This is a genomic window from Bacillus sp. S4, from assembly GCF_040838205.1.
Taxonomy (GTDB): Bacteria; Bacillota; Bacilli; order Bacillales; family Bacillaceae_G; genus Bacillus_A; species Bacillus_A cereus_U.
Genome location: NZ_JBFPJI010000271.1, coordinates 1 through 4,578, shown reverse-complemented (window position 1 = coordinate 4,578; position 4,578 = coordinate 1). Strand labels below are relative to the sequence as shown.

Below are 4,578 nucleotides of genomic sequence, written 5' to 3'. Positions count from 1 at the left end.
CGGAAATTCTTATACAATTCTAGGTGCGATTTGTTTATTTATGGGATTGCTCAGTTTAATTTCAATTCAAGTATATAAAAGTAAAAAAATGTTGAGAAAGAAATGCTTCTATCAATTTGGTAGGAGCATTTCTCGTATAAATAAGTATTTTCGTAGATGTGGATTTACCACTATAACTTAGTTGAGATACTTCTCAATCCCTCTTTATCGTCTTCATTACATTCGAATTCGATAAAAAGGTATGTCACAAGTTACAAATTTGGATGACGTTATATTAACTATAGAAAAAATGAAAAGTACCCGTAACTTTTCACAAGGCAAAATCGTTATAAAAATGAAAAGGTTTTTATTATGCATCTGATTGAATGGGGGAAAACCATGAAAATTCTAATTCTAGGTGGTACACGATTTTTAGGAAGAGCATTTGTAGATGAGGCTTTACAGAGAGGGCATGAAGTTACATTATTCAACCGTGGAACAAACAAAGAAATTTTTCCTAAAGTAGAGCAGTTAATCGGTGACAGAAATAACGATGTATCAAGTTTAAAAAATCGAAAATGGGATGTTGTCATAGACACGTGTGGATTTTCTCCACATCATATTAGGAATGTTGGAGAAGTACTTAAAGATAATATTGAACACTATATATTTATCTCAAGCATTTCCGTATATAAAGATTGGATCCCTCATCACATAAAAGAAGACTATATATTACAACCCGAACCGACGAGTGATCAGATAAAGGCTGTAGAGAATGGTGAAATATCGCCTTACGAGCATTATGGTGCGCTTAAAGTATTATGTGAAAAAGAGGCAGAGAAGTATTGGCCGGGGCGTGTTTTACACGTAAGAGCGGGACTTCTTTCGGGAGTGTTTGATTATACAGATCGGCTTCCATACTGGATTCAGCGCGTAGCAAAGGGCGGAAAAGTGTTAGTGCCAGGAAGAAAAGACCGTCCAGTACAGTTCGTTGATATAAAAGATGTTGCGAGCTTTGGACTAAACATGGCAGAAAATAATAAAGCAGGTACATTCAATATAACAGGTCCAAATGATGAATTGACGATGGAAGAGCTATTAAATACGTGTAAAAAAGTTACGAATAGTGATGCTGAATTCGTTTGGGTTGATGAATCATTTATGCATGAGAATAAAGTGCAGCCATGGACGAAAATGCCATTATGGCTTCCTGAAACTTTTGCATTAGAAGGTGAAACAGATCCGTGGAAAGGTGGATTCTCTATTAGTATCGAGAGTGCCGTTAAAGAAGGGCTTACTTTTAGAAGGTTAGAAGAGACAGTTAAAGACGTGTATGACTGGATGAAGAGTATGGATGAATGGGAATTAAAAGCAGGTATTTCAGTTGAAAGGGAGAAGGAATTGTTAGAAAAGTGGAATGGATAGTTTTTATAGATAATAGGGATGGAGAGAAATATGATAGATCAATTAAAAAAGGTTAGAAAAAGGACGATAATTTTAACGGTTATAATCCTCTTGCTAACTGTCATTCTCGTAAGAAATAGTACGTGGTATATCTCTCGTTCCTTTTCTTCTGAATTTTTTCAATTGCCGATGCCATTGGATAGTAAAGCAATTAAGGATTATGAGGTGGATGAGAAGAATTGGATTGAATTAGCAAATGGCGGTTATTGGGAAGTAGTAGCGAATCGAGTTATAGAAACGAAGCAATCGAAGGCAGAAGTAATCTCATTCTATCAAAAAATAGGAAAGTTAAAATATCCTAATTCTAACGTGGTCGGTGTAGAAATTCAGATATACTTTTTTGAGGATAGTGTGGAAATAGAAACTGATAAAGGAAATTATTACCGAGATAAAATGGGAGGAATTCGTTATGTAAGTGAATATGATATTAGAGCTATAAAGAAGGAAAAGCAACCTAGTGATCCAGAGACGATAACATATGTGATTCAAGTGCATACCCAATTTGATTATTGGTATAAACTTGATTGAACATGAGGGACTATAGGAAGGATAAAAGGTTATGTGGAAAAATATCATTCGAAGTATTTCTTTAGACTTAAGATTGAAAAATCCAGCTACGAAGGATGAACTTACTGAAGTACAAAAATATTTGCACGTGGAGTTACCGAATGATTTATCACATTTATTACAGGAAACAAACGGTATAGAAGGTGAATATGGGGACTTTATTTGGGATGCTTCAAGAATTAAAACGGAAAATATGAATATGAGAAATACAGTCGTATTCAAGGATTTGTACATGCCTTTTGACTGTTTATTATTTTTTGCTGATGGCGGAAATGGTGATTTGTTTGGCTATTCCATTTTGAATGAAATAGTGCAAAGAGATGATATATATGTATGGAATCATGAAAATGATAGTAGGACGTGGGTTGCTCCTTCCTTAAAAACTTTTATGAAGTGGTGGGGGAGTGGAAAGATAACAATTTAGACATAGTATGAAGAAAAAACGCCTTGTTACTAAAGAAACAAGGCGTTTTTCGTATGTAAATCTACCACTCAATCGGTTCTTCCCCGTACATCTCCCACAGTCTAGGAAACATCTTTTTCAATCCTTCTTCGTCATCTTCATCCCAGTCAAACTCAAAATCTATCTCGTCGAATTTTTCATTGGATAAGACATGGTAAAGTGTAAAGTATGTATCATCTTCATCTCCTGTTTTTTCTGCATATACAGTGAAACCGAAGTATAAAGAAAGTTCTTCAATATTTGGTACGTCATACTCACTCAAATTTTCTAATACAGGAATTAACCGTTCTGGATCTTCAATACACGCTTCATAAGTTTCTTTCCCTTGATATAATAACCATCCGCGGAAGTAATCAAAACAATCATCCGAACAACCGCCTAAAATAATATAAGCTGCTGCCCATAAGCGAGATGTATAGGAATCTTTTAATATGCGATGCATATGTGTGTCAAAAGCTACAATTTCATGTACTGTACGTTTAGCAAGGTGAGAAGTAAGCCATTCTAGTTGTTCTTCTTGGTCTTCACCTTTCGTTTTTGTACGATCAAGTAGTTCCCAAAATTCTTCTTCTGTTATCGTTTTTTCTTTTATATAATCTTCCCCAGGGCACGGGTCTGTATATCCTTTTTTTCGTTTGGAAGCGATTAGTTTGTTAGCTTCTTTTATACACTCTTCTGCTGTTTCAAACTCTTTCGCTTTCACACTACCAGCTGTGCCAATTTTTCCGTAAAACACAACATAGTCTCTATCTTTCACAACGATTTTCCAAAACTTATTTGATTTCTCAGTCTGCTGGATTAATAACGTTTCCATTCGTACCCCCATAATGTTTTCTAGTGTGCAATGTGATTGTAACATATGTATATTTACTTGTAATGACAAATCAAGTGTATCGAGTTTTTGAAAAAATCAAAAATCATTGAACGGAATAGAAAAATTTAGTAATCTTATTTGTACAGCACATACATAATAGTTTTGTAATGATTCAATATTTAAATAAAATATAGGGGGAAATCGGTGTGGATCTTACGTTTAAAGTAGAGGAAACATGTTTTAATTACCGAGTCGGAGCAATTTGTAAACAGGATAATAAAATACTCATTCTGCAAGGTGACGGTGAAGATTTTTGGTATGTACCGGGCGGACGAGTGAAAATGTTAGAAAATAGTGAAGATGCGTTAAAACGAGAGCTTGCAGAAGAACTAGCTGTTCCAATTGAAGTAAAGAGGTTAATATGGTCAGTAGAAAATTTCTTTACACTTTCTGAGCGAAAGTTTCATGAAATTAGCTTTTACTATGAAGTAGAGCTGCATGAATTACCCGCGAATGGAGCCGACCAATATATTCTGAATGAAGAGGGTAGAACATATATGTTTAAGTGGGTGCCGGTAGAAGAGTTAGATGCATATAACTTACAGCCAGCGTTTATAAAAGAGAAAGTAAAGGATGTATCAGTTCATACAGAACATATCGTTTTACAAAAGTAAACATGTCCGGAGGGGGAAAACGGTGAAGGGGACTAAAAAAGAGATACATATAGATGATAAAGTCATTCGTTACACACATATCGAAAAAGGTGCTAATACAATTTGTTTTATGTTCTCAGGTTCAGGCTACAATTATGATAAACCGTTATTCTATTATGCAACGATGCTTATGCTTGAAAATAAAATAGATGTAGTACATATTCATTATTCCTACGATGGACAATTAATGGAAAAACCAATGGAAGAAATAACGAAAGTAATGATGGATGATATTAATCCTGTCATTATTGAAGTGCTAAAAAGTGGGCAATATAGCAATTCGATGTTTTTAGGAAAATCACTCGGAACAATCCCGATTGCAAATGACTTAATGAAGAGAGAGGAATACTTACAGTCAAAGATGTTATTACTTACACCTTTACTGACGTTTGATTCGATTTTTGATTCTATCTTACATAGTCATCATGAAGGGCTATTAGTTATTGGGGACAAAGATCATCAATACAATGCAAATCAAATGGAGCGATTAGAGCAATCCAATTTAAAGATTGAGATTGTCAAAAATGCAAACCATTCTTTAAATGTTGGGGAATTTGAAACAGATAATTCAATTACAG

The 4,578-nt window shown here is 34.6% G+C and carries 6 protein-coding genes; 5 read left to right on the top strand and 1 reads right to left on the bottom strand.

The genetic code is table 11. The features are described from left to right. Positions 1–378: 378 nt before the first annotated feature. From AB3X48_RS18255 to AB3X48_RS18245, 3 genes are read left to right on the top strand one after another with little or no spacing between them, the layout of a single operon-like run. A complete protein-coding gene (locus AB3X48_RS18255; RefSeq protein ID WP_199715314.1) occupies positions 379–1,404 on the top strand; it encodes an SDR family oxidoreductase in 1,026 nt (341 codons plus the stop codon). A 30-nt stretch (positions 1,405–1,434) separates the two neighbouring features. Next, positions 1,435–1,971: a hypothetical protein gene (locus tag AB3X48_RS18250; RefSeq protein WP_016105273.1), complete on the top strand. Its 537-nt coding sequence runs from the start codon at positions 1,435–1,437 to the stop codon at positions 1,969–1,971. 31 nt (positions 1,972–2,002) lie between these two features. Continuing rightward, positions 2,003–2,434 (top strand): SMI1/KNR4 family protein, encoded by a 432-nt coding sequence (locus tag AB3X48_RS18245; RefSeq protein WP_016105272.1) that lies wholly within the window; start codon positions 2,003–2,005, stop codon positions 2,432–2,434. A gap of 61 nt (positions 2,435–2,495) precedes the next feature. Here the strand turns inward: AB3X48_RS18245 and AB3X48_RS18240 are convergent, their stop codons facing one another. After that, entirely contained in the window at positions 2,496–3,287 is a 792-nt protein-coding gene (locus tag AB3X48_RS18240) for a DUF4240 domain-containing protein (RefSeq protein WP_199715315.1), read from the bottom strand. Positions 3,288–3,493: 206 nt separating this feature from the next. On the opposite strand from AB3X48_RS18240, the gene AB3X48_RS18235 reads away from it, so the two are divergent. Together AB3X48_RS18235 and AB3X48_RS18230 are read left to right on the top strand one after the other, a co-directional pair. Further along, entirely contained in the window at positions 3,494–3,961 is a 468-nt protein-coding gene (locus AB3X48_RS18235) for an NUDIX hydrolase (protein ID WP_070128575.1), read from the top strand. A 22-nt stretch (positions 3,962–3,983) separates the two neighbouring features. Further along, a partial coding sequence (locus AB3X48_RS18230; RefSeq protein WP_367959786.1) for an alpha/beta hydrolase occupies positions 3,984–4,578 on the top strand: 595 nt, incomplete at its 3' end.